The sequence below is a fragment of the Furfurilactobacillus milii genome, assembly GCF_009863985.1.
GTDB classification, from domain to species: Bacteria; Bacillota; Bacilli; order Lactobacillales; family Lactobacillaceae; genus Furfurilactobacillus; species Furfurilactobacillus milii_A.
Map to the genome: position 1 here is coordinate 175,951 of NZ_WEZT01000005.1, position 20,114 is coordinate 196,064.

A 20,114-nucleotide genomic window follows, 5' to 3' on the forward strand; every position below is an offset into this window, starting at 1 on the left:
TGTTAGACAGTGATAGGAAACAGGGAGGAAACGTCATGAGTCAAAATAACGACCCTCAAGGGCAAAAGCCTTGGGACAAAAAGTTTTCGGAGGATAATGGTGAAGTATCTCGTACTGCTAACCGCAAGCGTAATAGCCATAATTCATTAATTACAGCATTGCTTGTCCTAGTTATCATCGCGTTAGCCGCAGTACCAACCTGGTATTACCTGGCTCACATGAATACGTTTAATCATCCTCAGAGCGCGGCCGTGTCGGTCTCCTCATCTAAGAAAAAAATGAGTAGTTCGTCTGTAAAAAAAAAGACAGCTTCCAGCAAGTCATCTTCTGTGAGTTCAGTTAGTGACAGTGCAAGTTCGACTGATACAACATCGGTCAGTAGTGTCACAGATGACAGTAGTTCTGTAGCAACGACACAGTCCAGCGACAATACGGTTAGTTCAGATGACACTAGTTCATCTTCAAGCCAAAGCAGTTCTAGCAGCTCCGATAGTGGTAATAAATATGTCACGGTTGAAGCCGGTCAAGGTTTGTACCGTGTTGCTGTTAATAATGGGTTATCCTTACAGCAACTGTTAACACTAAACGGACTCTCAAGTTCATCCCAAGTTGCGCCTGGGCAAAAGCTCCGCGTTAAATAACAATGAAATTAAGCTAAGAAATGTCTCATTTTGGTAATAACCTAAACTGAGACATTTTTTTGTGTTTCAACATTCGGTATAATGATAAGGTTCGAGAATGTGTATAGGAGAGGACAAGCATGAATGATTCTGCTGTAAATGGCATTCAAATTGCCATTGATGGCCCGGCTTCAGCTGGGAAAAGTACGGTTGCTAAACTCGTGGCCGCCAAATATGGATACGTTTACCTAGATACAGGTGCAATGTATCGGGCGATTACATGGGTTGCACTGCAACAGAATGTTCAACTAGACGATGAATCCGCAGTAATGGCTGTCGTCGATAAGACACCGATTCATTTTGCAGCTGGTTCGCCGGATCAACTTGTTTTTGCAGGTGATCAGAATGTTACAAAGGCAATTCGTAGTGAGGACGTTACTAATAACGTTTCAACAGTCGCTGCCTTACCGCAAGTGCGGGCTGCCTTAACTGCGCAAATGCAAAAGATTGCTGCGGCAGGTGGTATTGTGATGGACGGTCGTGATATCGGCACAACGGTCTTGCCACATGCACAGGTAAAGATTTTCTTGGTAGCCAGTGTTAAGGAACGCGCCCAGCGTCGTTATTTGGAAAATCAGAGTAAGGGCATTGAGGTTTCACTTGAGACACTAGAAGATGAAATTCAAGCTCGCGATTACAAAGATTCTCACCGGGAGACGTCACCATTGGTTCAGGCCAAGGATGCCCAGCGTTTAGATACGACTTCATTATCGGTTAAGCAAGTGGTCGAACAAATTTCAAAGACCATCGATCAATATTTAAATCATCAAGGTTAGGCTTATTACTGGTATTTCATCGGTAATTCGATTATTATGTTAAATAGATATTGTCACTAGGAGGATTTTTTGATGAGCGAAAGCGAAGACAACAAAGAATTATTAGATGCGTTAAACAACGCGGGCCAAGTAAACATTGGCGATGTCGTTAAGGGTGAAGTATTGGCCATTGACGAAGACCGACAAGCAATTGTTGGTATCGGCGACACTGGGGTTGAAGGTGTCGTACCAGTAAAGGAATTAACTTCTGATTCAGATTCATTAAAAGTCGGTGACGTCCTGGATTTAGTTGTCATTTCACGAATTGGCAACGATAAAGAAGGCGGCAGTTACCTGTTATCACAACGTCGTTTGGAAGCCCGCAAGGCTTGGGACAACATTGAAAAGGAATACCAAAGCGGCGACAACTTGGATGCTACTGTTACACAAGTTGTTAAAGGTGGCTTAGTGGTTGATGCTGGTGTGCGTGGATTTGTTCCTGCATCAATGGTTTCTGACCACTACGTTGAAGATTTAAACCAATTCAAGGGTCAAAAATTGACGTTTAAGATTGTGGAAATTGAACCAAGCGAAAACCGTTTGATTTTGTCCCACCGTGCCATTGTTGAAGCAGAAAACAAGGCTAAACGTGAAGAGTTGTTTGCAACACTGGTTGCTGGTGATGTTGTCGAAGGTACAGTTGCACGGATGACTGACTTTGGTGCATTCGTTGACCTCGGTGGTGTGGATGGCTTAGTCCATGTTTCCGAAATCTCATACGAGCATGTTAACAAACCAAGTGATGTCTTAAAGGTTGGTCAACAAATCAAGGTTAAGGTATTGAATGTTGACCCAGATCGTCAACGAATTTCATTATCCTTGAAGCAGACACAGCCTGGTCCTTGGGATGACATCGAAGAAAAGGCTCCAGTTGGTGCCGTTCTTGACGGAACCGTTCGTCGTTTGACTGATTTTGGTGCATTTGTTGAAGTGTTCTCAGGTGTTGAAGGTTTAGTTCACATTTCACAAATCTCTCACGAACACATTGCTACACCAAATGATGTTTTGAAAGTTGGACAAGATGTTAAGGTTAAGGTTCTGAATGTTGACCCTGAACAACAACGTCTTGGTTTATCCATCAAGGCACTGGAAGAAAAACCAGCCAGTGAAAATAACCATGAAGAACATGAAGATCGTGGCGCTTCCCGTAATGATGTTCAAAATTATTCAAGCGATGATGATGGTGGTTTCACCATTGGTGATTTGACTGGTAACGATTTAAACAAGTAGGTTGAATTAAGCTACCATGGATTCCTCCGTTTTGGGGGAATCTTTTTTTATGGTAATGCGATGTCTCCCAGCGGGCGGATTGTTGCGAAATACGTGACAATTGCGTACACTAGGACACGATATTGAACAAGAACAGGAGGAAAGCTATGTCTAATCCAACAGTGGCCATTGTTGGCCGACCAAACGTCGGGAAATCCACTATTTTTAACCGTTTAGTTGGTGACCGAATTTCCATTGTGGAAGATACGCCGGGAGTTACCCGTGATCGTATTTATTCATCTGCTGAGTGGCTCGGTCGTCACTTTAATTTGATTGATACTGGCGGGATTGATCTGTCAGATCAACCGTTTAGTGTACAAATCACCGAACAGGCAGAAATTGCGATTGATGAAGCTGACGTAATCGTTTTTTTGGCGAGTGCAGTAGAAGGTGTCACCGACGAGGACGAACAGGTCGCAAAGATTTTATACAGAGCTGATAAGCCGGTCTTATTAGCTGTTAACAAGGCCGATAATCCAGAACAACGTCAACAAATTTATGATTTTTATACACTTGGATTTGGCGATCCATACCCAATTTCTGGTGCTCATGGGACCGGTTTAGGCGATTTATTGGATGCAGTGGTTAAAGAATTTCCAACTGATGCAGCTAACGATGAGGATGACAGTATCCGATTCAGTTTGATTGGTCGGCCTAACGTCGGCAAATCATCCATTGTGAATGCTTTATTGGGTGAAGATCGGGTCATCGTTTCGGATGTTTCCGGTACTACTCGTGATGCCGTTAACACGAAGTTTACAGATCCCGATGGCGATGAGTTCACCATGGTTGATACCGCTGGGCTTCGTAAACGCGGTAAGGTTTATGAAAACACAGAACGTTATTCGGTCATGCGCGCAATGAGTGCCATCGACAAGAGCGACGTTGTGCTGGTCGTTTTGAATGCTGAAGAAGGCATCCGCGAGCAGGATAAACACGTTGCCGGTTACGCACATGAAGCTGGTCGTGCGATTATCATCATTGTTAACAAGTGGGATACGTTAACCAAAGACGATTACACGATGGCTAACTTTGAAGCAGAGATTCGTGACCAGTTCCAGTATTTGGACTATGCACCGATTGTTTACGTGTCTGCAAAGACACATCAACGTTTGGACAAGTTGCCAGCCTTAATTAAGCAGGTTAACGAGAACCATCGCAAACGGATTAAGTCTTCAACATTAAACGACGTGATTACTGATGCAATTGCAACAACACCGACACCGACACAAAATGGACGTCGGTTACGTGTTTATTACGTCACCCAAGTTGCAATTCAGCCACCGACATTTGTTTTCTTTGTTAATGATCCGGAACTGATGCATTTCTCATATCAGCGTTTTTTGGAGAATCAAATTCGTAAGGCGTTCGACTTTACGGGGACGCCAATTCACCTAATTCCGCGTCAAAGAAAGTAGTTGCATCAGTCAAATTAGAACGATTCAATCACTTTCATTATAAAAATGGCCAGAAACATTGATTTAACAAGGAAAAATGCACTTTTTTGCTTGTTCAAACGATGTCTGTGTGGTAAATTGAATGTTGAAATGATGCGGTTGACCGTTATTGTTTCGCCGTTTCTGGACCACTCAGAGATGGCTACTAGATGTTTACATAATTAAACGTCTAAGCCCAAATCCGGAGGTGAAATCTCACATGGCAAACAAGGCACAATTAGTTAACGATGTTGCAGCAGCAACTGGTTTAACCAAGAAATCAGCAACAGAGGCTGTTGATGCAGTTTTTGACTCAGTTCAAAAGAGCTTAGCTAAGGGCGACAAGGTGCAATTGATCGGCTTTGGTAACTTCGAAGTACGTTCACGCGCTGCTCGTAAGGGCCGTAACCCACAAACTGGGCAAGAAATCGAAATCCCAGCAAGCAAGGTACCTGCATTCAAGCCAGGTAAAGCTTTAAAGGATGCCGTTAAGTAATTTATTACTTGATGGATAAGGACTCGGAGAAATCCGGGTCCTTTTTCTTTGCTCAAACTAATTGTCATAGTTTGTTTGAGATAGTGATTATATTAGCGTTTGCGGTTGTCAAAATCGAATGTTGCCATGAGACCGATCCAAGGGAACGGCGTTTCTGGTTGATGCGCCGATACTCGCACTATTAACGCAACACTATCAGTGCGTTTGCTGGTGTTAAACGTCGGATAAGGGTACAATAATATGTCGATATTAAGAATTATGAGGAGGCCGAAACATGAGTGAGACGGATAGTTATTCGGTTCAAATGCTCGATGCTTTGCAAAGTGGTCAGGTAGATAAATCAAATAAATTATTTGCGTGGGCATTGCGTAAAGATGATGACGACACTTTGTATAATTTGGCTGAACAATTATATGGCCTAGGTTTCAATAAAAAGGCGCAACGGATCTATGAAAAATTATTAAAAGAGTATCCAGACGAGGACGAACTGAGAACGAGTTTGGCCGACATTGCGATTGACGAGGGTGACACGGACGCTGCAACTAATTATTTGGATGCCGTCTCGCCAGATTCTGACGCGTATCTACAAAGCCTGTTAGTGGCGGCTGACCTATATCAATCAGAGGAATTATTTGAAGTTAGCGAACAAAAATTGTTAACGGCAGAAAAAATTGCCCCAGATGAACCGGTGGTGCTGTTTGCACTTGGTGAATTCTATTTCATGATGCGTGAATATCAAAAATCAATTAACTATTATTTGGATTTGATCAAACGTGGTATTCCAAAGATGGAAGACGTAGATTTGGTTTCTCGCATTGGGGTTGCTTATGCTAATTCCGGTAAATTTGAACAAGCGGTTGGTTACCTTGAGCAGATTCATACAGCCGATATGACACCGGACGTCCGTTTTCAACTTGGTTTTGTGTATACGCAACTTAAGGATAATCAAAAGGCGATTCACACATTTGAACAGTTGCATGACGAGGATCCGTCGTATTCGTCACTGTATCCGTATCTCGCCCGTGCACTGTCTGATGATAATCAGGTTGAGGCAGCCTATAAGGTCGCTCAAGAGGGTTTAGGTGTCGATGAGTATAACCAGGACCTCTTCGGGTTAGCGGCGAATTTGGCGCTTAAACTGCAGGAAAATGAAGCTGCTGAGGACTACCTCAAACGTGGGCTAGCACTGGATCCTGATAATCAGACGCTCATGATCCAGTTGAGCAACTTGTATGTTCAGGCTCATCATGATGTAGCAAATGTGGATTTGGCAACTCAGTACGTTCAGCGTGACCAAGTTGATCCACAAGTGTACTGGAATTTGGCGGTTTCTTACGTTCGTTTGGAAAAGAATGAAGAAGCGCAAACTTACTATGATGCAGCACGGCCTTACTTTGAAGACAATCCTGACTTTTTAAAGCCGGCATTCTTCTTCTACCGTGAGCAGGGGCAACCTGAAGTTGCGGTTAATTTGCTGCGGAACTATCTGAAGTTGCAACCGGAGGACGAAGAAATGGTTGCAGCATTAGAAGATTACGAAGACCAAGGTCACTAAAAATAATTTAAAAAGCGATTCATCGAATGATGACACCTCAATAGGTGGTCTCATGTTGATGAATCGCTTTTCTTATGCCTGAATCTGTTGCTGTAGTTCTTGATAATAACGCAAACTTTGTGGCGTCAATCGTAACGCCTGTGAGAGCGTTTGATTGTCGTCATGACGGTGACGTTGTAGATATACAATAATAAAGGCTTGATGCAACGCACGCGGCGAAAGTGAGAATCCCAGGCGCTCTTCATCAGCGTCCAAGTACTTATGCAGCGCGGGTAAAGTCAGCTGGGAGTGTTCTAGGTCGAGGCGTTGCTTTAAAAATAGGTCCTGTGATTGCTGTTTTGTTTGCAATGGCGCAATAAAGTGCTGGTAGGCACGGATAAATTGCCGCTCAAACGGTTTCCATTGTAATGTGGCGAATGTTTTGTAAAAACCTGGTTGTAAAAATTCAGCAGCTGTAAATCCCTGATTAATGAGTAACAAACTGAGTCGTGTGTAAAAGCTCAATTGACCGTCTTCGACGATTTCACCCAGTTCATCTAGCCACTTGACTGTCACCTTTGTAGGCTTTGCCAATGTTTTGCCGTGCATCGTTAAAGTTGGCAATTCTTGCATGAGGTGATGTCCAAAAGCCCATTTAAAGTAATTATTTAGATGAGACAGCAACTTGTTGTAGGTGTTGGGATTAATAGTGTGGTGTGCTAGGCGATAGCTCAAATAATCTTGAACATCGTGCTCGAAGATATTGGTTAATTTCGGTGCTGTCGCAAAGCCAGTATTGTTTTGCATCAAGTAATCAAAAAGTGCTCGTAAATCCCCGTGATACTGATTGATAGTGGTTGTTGCTAAACCACTTTGCTTTAAATGAGCTTCAAATTCTGTTTGGTACGGATACACTTGATTAGTCATAAATGTCCTTTAAATACATGAGAATTAAAATTTAGAAAAGCGAACGGCGTTTGACCACTTTATATGAGAATCCTTCACCGATGTTTTGTTGCACGGGTAAGATCGACATAAAGGCATGATCGTCAATCCGTTCTACAATTCGTCGCATCGTCTGGACCTCTCGCGGACTGATGACACAGTAGAGCATCTTTCGTGGCGTATTCGTAAAGCCACCCTCGGCGTTCAGATAAGTTACCCCACGTCGGAGTTCAGCGATGATGGCTGTTGCAATTTCCTCATTTTTGTCGCTCATAATCATAATGGCGCGAGCTGCATAGGCGCCAGATTGGGTGAAATTAACAATTTGCGTGAATACAAACGAGCACAACAACGTGTACATCATGTGCACAACGTCAATGTAGACCAATGACGCTGATAACACCACGACATCCTGAATCAGGAGGCTACGCCCCATCGGCACGCCACTTTGCTTTTCAAAAATGCGGGCAATGATGTCGGTACCACCCAGTGTGCCACCGGAACGATAAACTAAACCACAGCCGAAACCACCCATAATGCCGGCCAACGCACCCGCAATGAACAAGTCATGGTGAATATTGATGGCAATGGGCACCCGTTGCCACACCCACAGCCATACAGATAGCATGGAAATCCCGAAAACGGTGTATACAAACGAACGTCGACCCAATAAACGCCAGCCAATCAATAACAATGGTACGTTGATGGCAAACGTAGTGTAAGCAGGATTCAAATTAAGTAATGCCCGTAATATTAATGAAATCCCGGCAACGCCACCGTCGGCTAGCCTGTTCACAATGTTAACGTAAACTAACCCAAAAGCGTATAGTGCTGCGCCCAGAGCAATAAATATAAAATCGCGTAACCGCATCGTTTCATCTTGTCTCATTATGGCCCCCAATGATCCGTGAATATTTTACTATCACTAAAGATAGCAGACCAGTTGAAGTTTAGCCATAGTGTATCAATGCCATATTTCTGCTAGAATGGGTGATAAATAGTTAATGAGGGGATGGCATAACATGCGTTTAGCACAATTGCCGCGAGAATTTGTGGGTGCACAACCCATTTTGGCAACGCTCGAAGCCGCTGGTTATGAAGCCTACTTTGTGGGTGGTTCAGTGAGAGACACAATTTTAGGCAAACCAATTCACGATGTGGACATTGCCACTAGTGCGTACCCAGAAGAAGTAAAGGCATTATTCAAACGGACGGTAGATACCGGTATTGAACACGGCACCGTCATGATTTTGGATCACGGAACTGGCTATGAAACAACAACCTTTCGGACAGAATCTGGTTATCAAGATTATCGCCGGCCAGATAAAGTGACATTTGTTCGCCACTTGGAAGATGACCTTAAACGCCGTGATTTCACAATTAATGCGCTGGCTCTGCGCCAAGATGGCGAAGTTATTGATTTGTTCGACGGATTAAGTGACCTGAAGGCTGGCATTATCCGTGCCGTCGGTGATCCGGAAGCACGCTTCGGTGAAGATGCACTACGCATGATGCGCGCCGTTCGTTTTGCTAGTCAATTGAACTTTAAAATTGAAGATAAAACGTTGGCAGCTATTCACACGCACGCGCATTTGTTGAGTCAAATTGCGGTTGAACGGATTCATGATGAGTTTGTGCGGATGATGCTAGGGAAAGCAGCATATCGTGGCCTGTCTATGATGATTCAAACGACATTGGCAGACTATTGTCCTGGTTTGGTGGGGCATACGATCGATTTGTCCACGATTGCGACGGTACCGGCATTAGCACCTAAAGATGAAGTTGAAGTTTGGGCGATGGTGGCATTTCATTTAGGGCTGTCATATCCAGACACGGTGGAGTTCTTGCAAGCATGGAAGACAGCCAATCATATCATCAAGGCGGCCAATCAGGCGCTTCATTTGGCATATGCACAACAGTATCATGGTGTTACCAAACAATTGTTGTTTGCTATGACGCCAGATACAATCGCTGCAGGCACCAATGTTGCCCGCATGAGTGGCTATGGTCCAGATGATCCAAACGAGTGGCTGAGTGTTTATAATGAGCTACCAATCAAGGATTCGCATGACCTTGCGCTGAGCGGCGCTGACTTAATCAAAAAAGCCGGTTTAACGCCTGGTCCTGCAGTTGGTGAAACGCTGCAAAAAATTCAAAATGCCGTTATTGATGGTGAACTTAATAATGAGGCCGCCGAATTGTTGAAATATGTTCAGGATAAGATCCTGGCAAAAAACGACACCTCAACGAAAAAATGAGATTGCTTCTGGCGTAAGTTGCCAGTGACAACTGTTAGAGATAGGACGGACAAAAAATAAATCATGCAGACATTACGAGCAGAGGCATTAACGAGTGTCTACGGTGAAAAAACACTTTTTGATAAGATTTCTTTTTTAATTGGTGAAAATGACCGGATTGGCCTGATTGGCACAAATGGTAGTGGCAAAACATCTCTTTTGAATACGATTGCTGGTGTTGACCCTCAGGACTCCGGCACAATTGAAACACCAAATGATTACCGGATCAGTTATCTCCGGCAGATTCCTGACTTGGATGATTCGTTATCCGTTATGGAAGCGGTGTTCGCCGGTGCGCAGCCAGTATTTGCAACCATTCGTGAATATGAGCAAGCGTTGGCCAAATATAGTTTGCACCCAGAAGATGAAAAGGCGTTAGCTCGTTACACTCGGGCTGAAGCAAAAATGAATCAGGAAGACGCTTGGCTGGCCGAAAGTAACGTCAAAACCATTTTGACGCAATTGCATATTACCGACTTGGATCAACAGGTTAAAACATTGTCTGGTGGTCAGCGTAAACGGGTAGGCTTAGCGCAAGTGTTGATTCAAGCGCCGGATTTGTTGCTGCTAGATGAACCTACGAACCACTTGGATTTTGATTCCATTGACTGGCTGGAAAAGTATTTGGCCAGTTATCGTGGTGCTGTTCTTGTGGTTACGCATGATCGTTACTTTTTAGATGCCGTGGCAACGCGAATCTTTGAACTGTCGTTTGGACAGCTTTACGAATATCAAGGTAATTATCAGGCGTTTGTTGGGCAAAAAGCAGAACGCGTTGAGCACGAAGTGGAAGCCGACCGCAAGCAGTCACAACTCTATAAAAAAGAGCTCGCATGGATGCGCACATCCCCGCAAGCGCGTAGCACAAAACAGCAGGCGCGGGTGAATCATTTCAATGACTTGAAAGACAATCTCAATACCTTACAGGTTGACCAGGATGTTGACATTAACTTGGGTCAGCAACGGTTGGGTAAGAAAGTGATCATTGCCAAACACGTTAATTTGCAACTTGGCGATCATAAACTATTGAATGACTTCAACTTGTTGATTCAGGCAGGTGATCGGATTGGGATTACCGGGGTTAATGGGGCCGGCAAGACTAGTTTGCTAAACGTGTTGGCACAACGTTTGCCAGTTGATAGTGGCACGGTTACAATCGGCGAGACCGTCAAGCTTGCCTACTACACACAGCAAACTGAGCCAATTCCAGGTGATAAACGAGTCATCAGTTACCTGAACGAAGTAGCGGAAACCGTGACCGATAAAGATGGCAACGAGATTAGTACGACCAACCTGTTGGAGCAGTTCCTGTTTCCACGGTTTATGCATGGCACGTTAATCCGCAAATTGTCCGGTGGCGAAAAACGGCGACTGTACCTGTTGAAGTTACTAATGGAACAGCCAAACGTACTCTTTCTAGATGAACCGACCAATGACCTGGATATTGGAACGTTGACTGTCCTTGAAGATTACCTCAGCAAATTTGCTGGCACCGTTATCACGGTCTCACATGATCGTTATTTCTTGGATAAGATTGCTGACCAGTTACTTGTGTTTGATGGGCATGGCCAAATTGATCATTTTATTGGTCAATTTAGCGATTACTTGCAACAGCAGGCACAGTCTGAGACCCGTCAACATGACGAAAAAGTATCAACAAGTGAGTCATCTGCTAAGCAAGATGAAGCTGCCGTGACCGATGAACTGCAAACAAAGACTAAACATAAGTTAACGTATGCAGAACAAAAAGAATGGGATGGCATCGAAGGCAAAATCGATGATCTTGAGCAACAAAAATCCGCAATTAGTACTCAGATGAATGAGAACGGCGCCGACTATGGTAAATTGGCCGATTTGCAAAAACAATTTGAAGAGACTGATTCGGAACTGACCAAAGCCATGGAACGTTGGGATTATTTAAGTCAGTTTGTTTCTGAATAAATGCTTTATTTGAACTATCATGACGTTAACGCTTAGGCATCAGGTGAAAGGAAGCAAAGATATGCTGGAAGACGCGTATTTACAACTGGAACGATATGTTTATGAACACGGCACCGTTAAGTCGGATCGGACTGGCACAGGAACCAAGTCAACGTTCGGTTACCAGATGCGGTTTGATTTAAGCGAGGGCTTTCCGTTATTGACGACCAAAAAAGTGCCGTTTGGACTCATAAAAAGTGAGTTACTCTGGTTCTTGCATGGCGATACTAACATTCGGTTCTTACTCGAACACAAGAATCATATTTGGGACGAATGGGCCTTTCAACGCTATATTGACAGTGCGGATTACAAGGGACCTGACATGACGGATTTTGGTCGCCGCAGCTTAGTCGATCCAGAATTTAATGAACGTTATCAAACAGAAAAAAAGCATTTTGACGATCAGATTTTGCATGATGATACGTTTGCTAAACGATATGGTGAGCTCGGTCTGGTGTACGGTGCGCAGTGGCGCAAATGGAAGACATCCACGGGTGAAACAATTGACCAACTAGGAAATGTCATCAATATGATCAAACAACATCCAGATTCACGGCGGTTGATTGTGTCGGCATGGAATCCGGAGGATGTGCCTACCATGGCTTTGCCACCGTGTCATACACTGTTTCAATTCTATGTTGCAGATGGCAAGTTGTCCTGTCAGCTGTACCAGCGTTCAGGTGATATCTTCTTAGGCGTGCCGTTTAACATTGCCAGTTACGCCTTGTTAACCTCAATGATCGCGAAAGAATGTCACTTACAAGTGGGTGAGTTCGTTCATACGCTTGGGGATGCGCACATTTATCTCAATCATTTGGACCAGGTTAAGGAACAGCTATCCCGGACGCCGCGAAAAGCCCCAACATTATGGCTCAATGATGAAAAAGACATTATCTTTGATTACGACATGCACGACATTAAGGTAAAGGATTACGATCCATTGCCTGCAATTAAGGCACCCGTTGCCGTTTAGACGCATGACTAACTTTTGACAGGAAGTGACTGTGTTTTGCTTACATTAATTTGGGCCGAAGATCAGCATCATCTAATTGGTCGGAACGGCCAGTTGCCATGGCATTTACCAGCTGATGCCCGTTACTTTCGTCAACAGACGACGGGCAACGCGGTAATTATGGGTAAACGGACGTTTGAGTCCTTAGGCAAGCCGTTACCAAACCGAAAGAACCTTGTGTTGTCGTCAACTTTACCTGAGCAGCCGGGAATTTTGTTATTTCCCATTTTAGCTGAATTAGCTAATTGGATTACGCATCATCCAGATGACCAGTTGTTTGTGATTGGCGGTGTTCGTTTATATAAAGAACTGATGTCAATGGCAGATCGGTTGCTAGTTACAAAAATTGACGCGACGTTTGACGGTGATACGTATATGCCAGCGGTCAACTTAGATGATTGGACACTGCAATCCACTGAGACGCATGAGGCTGACGATAAGAATCGGTGGCCGTACGCGTTTCTAACGTATGTTCGTCGTCCACACGGCGTAAGTAAATAAAAATGCTATGTAAGCGTCACTATCCGATTGATGGTGAATCTTACATAGCATTTTTTGTCGACGCATTTAAGCGTAAAACAAGATCGAGAAATACATGAGGGCTGAACCAAACATAACAAATAGGTGCCAAATGACGTGACCAAACGGGATTTGTTTGAAACTGTAAATAATCGCACCAACTGTGAATGCTACGCCACCACCGACGAGCAACCAAAAACCGGTAAGCCCTAGGCCGTGATATAACTGGGGAAAGGCAAACAGACACATCCAACCCATGACGACGTAAATAACTGTAGAGACAATGTTGAACCGGCCTAACCAAATAGATTTGTAGACAATGCCGGCAATCGCCATGACCCAGATAACACTGAGAATGATCCATCCCCGAACGCCTCGAATAACCAATAGGCTGTACGGCGTATACGTACCTGCAATTAACAAGTAAATGGCACTGTGGTCAAACACCTGAAAGACGTGTTTCGCCTTTGTAAACACGAGGGCGTGAAACAAGGTCGATGATAGGTAGAATAGGATTAAAATACTGCCATAGATCGTAAACGTCACGACTCGCAAAGAAGAGCCAGTGTGGACGGCACGAATAATTAAGATCACTAAGCCGGCAATGGCCAGTCCAAATCCAATTCCGTGAGTGATCGCATTAAAAATTTCGTTGACGATGGTATATGTACGTGAATGCTGTTGTTGCATGTTAAAACTCCTAACAGTTCAGTGGGTTTCCGTAGTTGTTTGCGAAAGTATAAAATCAGCAAAGAAACCCGCTGTTTTATGAAATTAGTGGCAAAGTTTGTTATACTTGTAACACTTATTCATTCATGCTCTACATTGTAGCATGCTCATTCAAAACAGTGCAGAGTAGATTTTAGAAAGCGTGGGATTTCGAGCTATGGCTAATGTAAAAATTGTAACTGACTCATCAGCTGGTTTAACCGAGGATGAAATTAAAGAGCATCACATTAACATCGTCCCACTGTCAGTTATGATTGATGGTACCGTGTACGTGGAACGGGAAACCATCACCAATGAACAATTTATGGAAAAAATGATTGATGCAGATACGTTGCCTAAGACGAGTCAACCGCCTTTGGGAAAATTTGTCGACTTGTTTGACGAACTAGGTAAGGATGGTTCAGAGGTTGTTTGCATTACGATGATGGAATCAATTTCGGGAACTGTTGATGCTGCGCGTCAGGCGGCACAATTAACGTCTACACACGTTAAGGTTGTAGATTCGCAAACGACGGACCGGGGCTTGGCTTTCCAAGTGTTAGCTGCCGCTGAAGCTGCCGAAAACGGAGCTACCCCTGATGTAATTGTGGCTAAAACGATTGAAGTTCGTGATCACTCACGTCTGTTCATGGGTGTGATTAAACTGGATAATCTAGTTGCAGGTGGCCGTATTAGCCGTGCTGCTGGGTTGGTATCTAATTTGTTAAACATCAAAATTGGTTTAGAAGTGATTGACGGCAAGATTGAAGTTACCACAAAAGGTCGCGGCATGAAGACCATTACGAAGTTTTTGGACATGGCCTATGGAGAGATGCAGAAGGCTGGTCATATTGCTAGTATCGGTGTTTCCCATGCTGGTGCGCCAGAAACAGCCGAAAAAATTGCTAGTCACGTTCATGAGCTGTTTCCTAACGTACCGGTCGTTGTTCGACAAACGGTGCCGATCATTGCAACGCATGCAGGTCAAGGTGCCTTTGCATTAATGTATTACACAGACTAAACAGCATCATCGAAATTATTAGTACTGTTTATTCAGGCCAGTTATTTCTTCTGGTCAACTAATTGTCAGTAAAACGAGTTGGTTGAGCCTGATTCCCGGTGGTTTCGGAAATTAGCCCTCAACTTTTTTATTAGTTTGCAAGCGTCCAAAAAATCAATTGATCATAGGATTAACTGATAGAAAGGAGCGATCAATGAAATTTTTTAAATGGTGGATTAGAGCGTTGCTAGTTGTTGCCATTGTGGTGGCGCTTGGGGCAACCTGGTGGCTTTATCAAAGCAGCCATGAGGCAATGCAACCGCAACATCGCACACAACCAAGTCAGTTAGCACCTAACGTTAACAGAAAAGCGTCTTCAAAAGACAGCTCGAGTAGCAAGAGTTCCGCTAAGTCACATAAACAAACGACTAACAAATCAAAAAGTAAGACTTCTGCCAAACGTAAAAAGGTGACCGTTGTGGCCCTCGGTGATTCTTTGACGCAGGGTGTCGGCGATCAAGCTAAGAATGGCGGCTATGTTGGTCAAATTAAAACGAAATTAACTGATAAAGATCAGTTAAACGTAACGACCCATAACTACGGAAAAGCCGGCGATCGTTCCGATCAAATTTTAAAGCGATTAAATCAGTCGCCAGCAATGCAAAAACAGGTTGCTAATGCAGATGCCATTACGATGACAGTCGGTGGTAATGACCTGATGCAGGGATTACAAACGGCTACTCTGTCTGGCAAATCCACTGTGACCCAGATGGATGCTGTCGTTGCAACAACTCAACAGAAGTATGCCACAAAGCTCCTGAGTCTGCTGACGGCAGTTCGTAACTTAAATACAAATGCGCCAATCTTTTTATTCAGTATTTACAACCCGGTTTACGTTTATTTTGCCAACGTAGATCAACTAAATACTTATATCACTGGCTTTAACCAGGTCACAAAAGCAACGGCTAACAATATCAGTAAATTATATTTCATGAATATTAACGAACGTCTTTCGTACGGTCAATATGATACTGTTGCAAAGCGGTCTGCTTTGGCTGCCAAGGATGCTAAGGCAAATAATAACAATAGCTTTGACGGTCAAAATGTCGAAAAGGCGCTAGTCGGCGGTTCTACTGGTGAATTGAATGATTATTTATCGCCGGCAGATCATTTTCACCCAAACCATTTGGGATATTCAAAAATGACTGCCACGCTGTATAAGACGATGCAGGATCACCAGTCCTGGATGCCCAAATAAATTTTTGACCATTTTCACCGCAACGGAGGTTCAATAAATCAGTATGCAAACAAGGCAGGAAGTTAAACCAAAACACCAACGCAACTGGTGGAAAATCACTGCAATCACGTTAATTAGTCTCATTGTGATTGCCGGGATCTGGGTCGGTGTTGAAGCAACAAAACCGATGCCGGAGCCTGCTGAGGTAACCCGCCCAGTGCAACAATCAAACGCCACATTTCAGGTGCAGCTTAATACTAAACAGGTGAACGCACTTGCAGATTACTACATTAACAATACGAAAGATAACAAGTATCATTATCGTTTTGTGATTAATAAACACGCAATGCTATACGGGACAACCAAATTTCTTGGTGTTAAACTAACGTACGGATTGATTATGGATCCTAGTGTTACCAAATCCGGTAATGTTAAACTCCATGCCTCTAGAATGGCAATTGGACGGCTTCAATTGCCTGTACACTTTGTGATGGGATTTGTCGCTCGTCATTACAAATTTCCAAAGGGTGTCAGTGCCAACGCTAAAACAGACACGGTGCTATTGGATTTGCATAAGATAGGACCACGTCGTTCTTTAGCCATCCGGGCTGAAACATTAGACGTGAACAGCGGCACATACATTTTCAAAGCAGGTATTCCAAAGGCTCAGTTTGATAAAGAAGTTAAATAAGCAGATGAAACTTCCATCAGGTTTCAGCAATTAAACAGTTCAAAGAAAGGAGCACTATCATGCGACGTAGTTTTTACCAGTACCTAATGACGCAACGCAATGCAGAAAGTTATGAACCAGTCGCTCAATTTGCTAATAACGCATTTTTAGACCAAGCTTTTCCCAAACAGTCTCAGAACTTTGACGATGTGTCCCGCTACCTTGAGTTAAATGGTAACTATCTGCAAAGTATGGATGTGTTCGACGAAGCCTGGCATATGTATCAGGAATCGGAATTATAGAGTAGAAACTTCAAAAAGACCGGCATAACGAATTTTTAGAATTCGTTGTGTCGGTCTTTTTGAATTGAATAGAATCGTTCTTCAAGAATGGCTAAGCAGTTTACTTGTCATTGATAATTTCGTTGGAACGTTCAATTAAAGATACGAACTGGAGGACTGTCTGTTGTTGAGCATCAGTTAAACCGCCCATTTTGAACGGGATGTCATCGGAACGACCCAGCAGATAATCTGCTGAGGTGTCCAAAATATCACAAATTTTAACGAGTGTCTCGATTGACGGATAAGACAATCCTTGCTCGTAAGCAGAAACTGTTCCTTTGCTAACTTCAAGGCGTTCGGCTAAATCTAGTTGGGTTAAACGCTTTGATTTTCGAACGGCCTTTAACTTTGTTCCAAAAAACTCTATTGTCATGAGTTTACACCCTCGTTACAGAGTAGCAAAGTTGCGTATATGAAATAGTCTCATCTAGTACATCTAATATTGATACTTTTGAGAAACTTTGCTAATATTAGCTGTACGTAATGAGGGTATAGACGAGTCTTTGCAACAAGGGGAATCTGTGAAATGAATACATATAAGAAAAAGACAGTTGCTATTGTTATTGGTTTAGTGCTGACTTCTGGTGGTGTACTAGCTGGTTGTCAATCCAAACAGTCTGACACGGCAGAAACTAGTAGTAGGAGAACATCTAGTTTTTCGGCTAGTAAAATTAGCTCTGTTTCTTCATCAAAAAGTGACGCAAATGAGTTTAGCTCAAATTCAGATTCAAGTAGCAACTCAACTAGTGATAGCTCCGATAGTGCAAGCAGTTTAATAAGTTCTTCAACTGAAGCTTCATCAGTAAACAGCTCGGTTAAAAAGAGTAGAAGTGTGGATTCCGAACAAAATTTTTCACCAGAAACAATGAGCTTTAATCAAATTCAAAATGGTGATTTTAGTAGTTTGACCGGTACTTGGGTGGAAACGGCGACAGCCAGTAATCATCATCCAGATGCTCCAGGCGTTCAGTGGACGCAGGATCCTTCTGAATTAACTTCAACCCTGACGGTGGACAATCAAAAAATCAGTGATGGTTTTGTCACTCTTGAAGGAAATAAACTTTTTCAAAAAAATGAAGAGCCACTTCATATGAAGTACTCCTTAAGGGATGGTTTTGTAACTGCAGATTTGTCAGACGATAATGCAATAAATTGGTCGATTGACTTTTATCCCCAGGGTGTAACCGGCCCTACAAACATGAACAACGGTGTGACTGATGACACTTCAAAGAATCGGATTGTCTTTTGGACAAGCAATAACTGTTATACCGAGTATTTTGTGCAGCAATAGCGTCTGAATAATTAGACGTAAATTACGAAAACTATATTTGAAGATTTGTGTGAAAGGCCTGAGACATATAATGTCAACTTATTTAGTAGGGGAACAAAAAACTTCAATTTTTTCATCCAATAAAAATTGGAATTTGGAAGATGCAATTGAGACCGCCGAAAATGGCGACACAATAGAGATTGAAGACGGTTTTAGAGGATATTACGAAGATGCAATTACAATCAGTAAAAATCTTACTATCATGGGCCATTTTTCCCAAAATCAAGATGGAACAAAAAATTTTTCAACTGTATTAATCGGTCATTTGATTATCAGCGATGAAGCCAATGTTACTTTGCGTGATTTATGGGTTAGTCGGGATTCTGAAAAGGCTAATTGCGTTACAGTTCAGAAATCTGCATCATTGTCATGCAAGAATGTTCAATTTGAAAATACCGCATCGACAGGTAAAAATTATCCTATCATCTATGCTGATAATAAAGCGCATTTATTTCTGGACACCGTAACTGTGCATGAGAGCAAGATTTGTGATGGTGAACATCAAATTTATGTAAATGATTCCAGCGTCGAGATAGTAAATTCATTAATTAATGCTGAAATTTATTTGGATGAAAACGCTCAAATGATTTGTAATCAATCATCTATCAATTATGCCGATTCAAACGGTTTGTATATGAATAAAAGCAAGGCAAACATACGTGATTCAGTATTTAAAGGTGGAAAAGTCAGCGATAAAAGTACATGGCCATGTATAAGGATAAACAATTCCATATTGGATGCAGAAAACATTTCTGTATCACAGGATAATGTATCCAGTGCTATTTCTACAGTTAATTCAAAGCTTAAATTAACAGGCGGACATGTTAGTTCTATCGGATTGACTGACTCACAGGCAAATTTTGACGGGTTGACTATCACTGACTCTTTGGGTATTTATGATAAAACAAGCCTTAAAGCCACTAGAATAGATATTTTGGGACACGATAATGGAATTATTAACCTTTATGCCAAGGGAAAGTCGACAATTAGTGCTGACCAAATAAACTTCGGGCAGCTGTCAAATCCAAACATCAAGCTAGAGAGAACTGTTCAAATTGGTGTTCCAGAATTGAACATCGCTAGGTATAACGGTAACACAGAATATTTTGACCCAGACGAGAATAACAAACTGGTGATTTTAAAACAATCCGAAATTAGCTACTTTGGAACAGATAATTCTGCGGATAAAAAGCTAAAAGACCTGATTGGTATTCAAACGGTTAAAACAAAAGTTGCTGAATTCGTTGCGGTTGCACAGATGAACAAAAAACGGTCTGCAAAAGGATTATCCAGCTCAGCCACAACACTTCATTCGTTGTTTTTAGGCAATCCTGGAACTGGGAAAACGACAGTTGCTCGAATCGTAGGTCAGTTGCTCTATGAAAAAGGTGTTATTACATCGGACAAGTTAATTGAAGTTTCCCGTTCGGATTTGGTTGGACAATTTATTGGAGATACTGCTATTAAAACACAGAAGGTTTTAAAATCTGCCCTCGGTGGGGTTCTGTTTATTGACGAAGCATACACACTGGCAGGTGAAGGAAAAGATTATGGCCGTGAAGCCATTAACGAGATATTAAAATTCATGGAAGATCATCGTGACGATATCGTTATTATCTTTGCCGGTTACACAGATGAAATGCAAAATTTCTTAAAAATGAACGAAGGTTTGAAGAGCAGAATCCCTAATGTGTTTAACTTTGAAGACTACTCTACGGATCAGCTTATTCAAATTGGTCTTTCACAAGGCAAATTACAAGTTTAATCCGAACAAGCCCGGAATCTTTCAATGGCAGTCTGTTGATGATGTATTTTTAATGGTCGTTGATTAATTAGTTCAAGTGC

General features: G+C 42.6%; 20 protein-coding genes. 16 read left to right on the forward strand and 4 right to left on the reverse strand.

The window, feature by feature from the left end; translation table 11 throughout:
* Window positions 1-35 precede the first annotated feature (35 nt).
* The 6 genes from GB992_RS03685 (at window position 36) to GB992_RS03710 (ending at window position 6,251) form a co-directional block, all read left to right on the forward strand.
* On the forward strand, window positions 36-641 hold the full coding sequence (locus GB992_RS03685) for an SAG1386/EF1546 family surface-associated protein (protein ID WP_161001264.1): 606 nt from the start codon (window positions 36-38) through the stop codon (window positions 639-641).
* A gap of 119 nt (window positions 642-760) precedes the next feature.
* Window positions 761-1,456 (forward strand): (d)CMP kinase, encoded by a 696-nt coding sequence (gene cmk / locus GB992_RS03690; protein WP_161001265.1) that lies wholly within the window; start codon window positions 761-763, stop codon window positions 1,454-1,456.
* A 72-nt stretch (window positions 1,457-1,528) separates the two neighbouring features.
* Window positions 1,529-2,725, forward strand: coding sequence for a 30S ribosomal protein S1 (gene rpsA, locus GB992_RS03695; RefSeq protein WP_161001266.1), 1,197 nt, complete (start codon window positions 1,529-1,531; stop codon window positions 2,723-2,725).
* 146 nt (window positions 2,726-2,871) lie between these two features.
* A complete protein-coding gene (gene der, locus GB992_RS03700) occupies window positions 2,872-4,182 on the forward strand; it encodes a ribosome biogenesis GTPase Der (RefSeq protein ID WP_161001267.1) in 1,311 nt (436 codons plus the stop codon).
* A 238-nt stretch (window positions 4,183-4,420) separates the two neighbouring features.
* Window positions 4,421-4,696 carry an HU family DNA-binding protein gene (locus GB992_RS03705; protein ID WP_017261921.1) on the forward strand — a complete coding sequence of 92 codons (276 nt, stop codon included), beginning with the start codon at window positions 4,421-4,423 and terminating at the stop codon, window positions 4,694-4,696.
* A 274-nt stretch (window positions 4,697-4,970) separates the two neighbouring features.
* On the forward strand, window positions 4,971-6,251 hold the full coding sequence (locus tag GB992_RS03710; protein ID WP_161001268.1) for a tetratricopeptide repeat protein: 1,281 nt from the start codon (window positions 4,971-4,973) through the stop codon (window positions 6,249-6,251).
* Window positions 6,252-6,323: 72 nt separating this feature from the next.
* Here the strand turns inward: GB992_RS03710 and GB992_RS03715 are convergent, their stop codons facing one another.
* Together GB992_RS03715 and GB992_RS03720 are read right to left on the reverse strand one after the other, a co-directional pair.
* Window positions 6,324-7,157 carry a site-specific integrase gene (locus GB992_RS03715; RefSeq protein ID WP_161001269.1) on the reverse strand — a complete coding sequence of 278 codons (834 nt, stop codon included), beginning with the start codon at window positions 7,155-7,157 and terminating at the stop codon, window positions 6,324-6,326.
* 31 nt (window positions 7,158-7,188) lie between these two features.
* Entirely contained in the window at window positions 7,189-8,064 is an 876-nt protein-coding gene (locus GB992_RS03720; RefSeq protein WP_161001270.1) for a YitT family protein, read from the reverse strand.
* 133 nt (window positions 8,065-8,197) lie between these two features.
* Between GB992_RS03720 and GB992_RS03725 the strand changes: the two genes are divergently transcribed.
* From GB992_RS03725 to GB992_RS03740, 4 genes are all read left to right on the forward strand, one after another.
* Window positions 8,198-9,433: a CCA tRNA nucleotidyltransferase gene (locus GB992_RS03725; protein WP_161001271.1), complete on the forward strand. Its 1,236-nt coding sequence runs from the start codon at window positions 8,198-8,200 to the stop codon at window positions 9,431-9,433.
* A 63-nt stretch (window positions 9,434-9,496) separates the two neighbouring features.
* A complete protein-coding gene (locus tag GB992_RS03730; protein WP_161001272.1) occupies window positions 9,497-11,413 on the forward strand; it encodes an ABC-F family ATP-binding cassette domain-containing protein in 1,917 nt (638 codons plus the stop codon).
* Window positions 11,414-11,474: 61 nt separating this feature from the next.
* The gene (locus GB992_RS03735) at window positions 11,475-12,425 is read left to right on the forward strand and encodes a thymidylate synthase (protein WP_161001273.1); all 951 of its coding nucleotides are present in this window, start codon (window positions 11,475-11,477) and stop codon (window positions 12,423-12,425) included.
* Window positions 12,426-12,461: 36 nt separating this feature from the next.
* Window positions 12,462-12,965, forward strand: coding sequence for a dihydrofolate reductase (locus tag GB992_RS03740; RefSeq protein WP_161001274.1), 504 nt, complete (start codon window positions 12,462-12,464; stop codon window positions 12,963-12,965).
* Window positions 12,966-13,031: 66 nt separating this feature from the next.
* Here GB992_RS03740 and trhA read toward each other — a convergent pair whose 3' ends face one another.
* On the reverse strand, window positions 13,032-13,673 hold the full coding sequence (gene trhA / locus GB992_RS03745; RefSeq protein ID WP_161001275.1) for a PAQR family membrane homeostasis protein TrhA: 642 nt from the start codon (window positions 13,671-13,673) through the stop codon (window positions 13,032-13,034).
* Window positions 13,674-13,869: 196 nt separating this feature from the next.
* Here trhA and GB992_RS03750 point away from each other — a divergent pair, with 196 nt between their 5' ends.
* The 4 genes from GB992_RS03750 (at window position 13,870) to GB992_RS03765 (ending at window position 16,900) form a co-directional block, all read left to right on the forward strand.
* The gene (locus GB992_RS03750) at window positions 13,870-14,712 is read left to right on the forward strand and encodes a DegV family protein (protein WP_161001276.1); all 843 of its coding nucleotides are present in this window, start codon (window positions 13,870-13,872) and stop codon (window positions 14,710-14,712) included.
* Window positions 14,713-14,905: 193 nt separating this feature from the next.
* Window positions 14,906-15,949, forward strand: a complete 1,044-nt coding sequence (locus tag GB992_RS03755) for a GDSL-type esterase/lipase family protein (protein ID WP_161001277.1) — start codon at window positions 14,906-14,908, stop codon at window positions 15,947-15,949.
* 43 nt (window positions 15,950-15,992) lie between these two features.
* Window positions 15,993-16,619 carry a YpmS family protein gene (locus GB992_RS03760; protein ID WP_161001278.1) on the forward strand — a complete coding sequence of 209 codons (627 nt, stop codon included), beginning with the start codon at window positions 15,993-15,995 and terminating at the stop codon, window positions 16,617-16,619.
* A gap of 59 nt (window positions 16,620-16,678) precedes the next feature.
* Window positions 16,679-16,900, forward strand: coding sequence for a YozE family protein (locus GB992_RS03765; protein WP_017261909.1), 222 nt, complete (start codon window positions 16,679-16,681; stop codon window positions 16,898-16,900).
* Between the two features lie 100 nt (window positions 16,901-17,000).
* Here the strand turns inward: GB992_RS03765 and GB992_RS03770 are convergent, their stop codons facing one another.
* Complete coding sequence (locus tag GB992_RS03770) at window positions 17,001-17,312, reverse strand: helix-turn-helix domain-containing protein (protein WP_161001279.1); 312 nt, start codon at window positions 17,310-17,312, stop codon at window positions 17,001-17,003.
* 153 nt (window positions 17,313-17,465) lie between these two features.
* On the opposite strand from GB992_RS03770, the gene GB992_RS03775 reads away from it, so the two are divergent.
* Together GB992_RS03775 and GB992_RS03780 are read left to right on the forward strand one after the other, a co-directional pair.
* The gene (locus GB992_RS03775; protein ID WP_161001280.1) at window positions 17,466-18,230 is read left to right on the forward strand and encodes a DUF6287 domain-containing protein; all 765 of its coding nucleotides are present in this window, start codon (window positions 17,466-17,468) and stop codon (window positions 18,228-18,230) included.
* A gap of 70 nt (window positions 18,231-18,300) precedes the next feature.
* Window positions 18,301-20,034, forward strand: a complete 1,734-nt coding sequence (locus GB992_RS03780; protein WP_161001281.1) for an AAA family ATPase — start codon at window positions 18,301-18,303, stop codon at window positions 20,032-20,034.
* The last annotated feature ends 80 nt before the right edge of the window (window positions 20,035-20,114 follow it).